General features: G+C 64.9%; 1 protein-coding gene. It reads right to left on the reverse strand.

Annotated features, from left to right (window positions below; all coding sequences use genetic code 11):
- Positions 1–217: 217 nt before the first annotated feature.
- Entirely contained in the window at positions 218–844 is a 627-nt protein-coding gene (locus EJC49_RS25440) for an isopentenyl-diphosphate Delta-isomerase (protein ID WP_245453564.1), read from the reverse strand.
- Positions 845–919: the final 75 nt, after the last annotated feature.

Below are 919 nucleotides of genomic sequence, written 5' to 3' on the forward strand. Positions count from 1 at the left end.
AACCAGACCCCACGCCGCTCTTGGCGGAAGGCCCCCAATCTCAAAACTCACGGACAACCTCCATAGCAACGACAGCTAGGGAGATGGCGCAAGAATGGTGGGGCCACCACACGGGCCTGCCCCGAATAGCAAGACGGTTTGATGGAAACTAATCGTGACGCAGCAAGGCGGCCCGGATGACGAGCGCCAACCTGCCAAGCGCACCGGAAGCTTCGGGTCAGTCGCGAGACGACAGGCCGAGTTCCGTCCAGCGGTCGAGGTAGATCCGGAACCAGGGCGTGAAATCGCCCGCGTTCCGATCGATCGCGGATCGCAGCCACCCACGGTCGCGCCATGCGACGGATTGCACCTCGCTCGGATCGAACCGATCGAGCGGTAGGGCGCCGGGGCCGAAGGCAGCCGAGGCGGATAGATTGGCCTCGAAGACATGGACATGCTCGTTCTCGACCATGCCATTGCCGACGTTGGCGCGGTAGTCGACCACGCCACGCGCCGTCAGCGGCAGCGTGAAACCGAGCTCTTCGCCGAGTCGGCGCCGCGCGCAGGTAGCCGGTGCCTCCCCCCATCGAGGATGGGTGCAACAGGTGTTGGCCCATTGTCCGCCGGAATGATATTTACCGAAGGCCCGGCGCTGGATCAGCAGCCGATCGCCGGCGAAGACGAAGATCGACACCGCGACGTGCCGGAGCGCGCGCTGGTGGGCCTCCAGCTTTCCGACCGGCATGAAGGCGCCATCTTCGCCGATCGCGATGATGATTTCTTCCTCGCCGACCGGCACTCTGGCTTTCTCGTCAGTATCGAGAAGCCTGGTCCCTGCGATCGCGGCCATCGTCATGGTGTCCATGCTCGTCCCCGCTGTGCCGCCCTCAGGCGACTTTCCTGGCGAGCGCGCAGTGGGACCAGAGTTCCGAGAGGGCGC

Origin of the sequence: Aquibium carbonis, assembly GCF_003970795.1 — a bacterium.
GTDB lineage: Bacteria > Pseudomonadota > Alphaproteobacteria > Rhizobiales > Rhizobiaceae > Aquibium > Aquibium carbonis.

Coding starts and splice junctions, on each gene's coding strand:
- EJC49_RS25440 (WP_245453564.1), bottom strand. CDS start 844: ATGGACACCATGACGATGGCCGCGATCGCAGGGACCAGGCTTCTCGAT.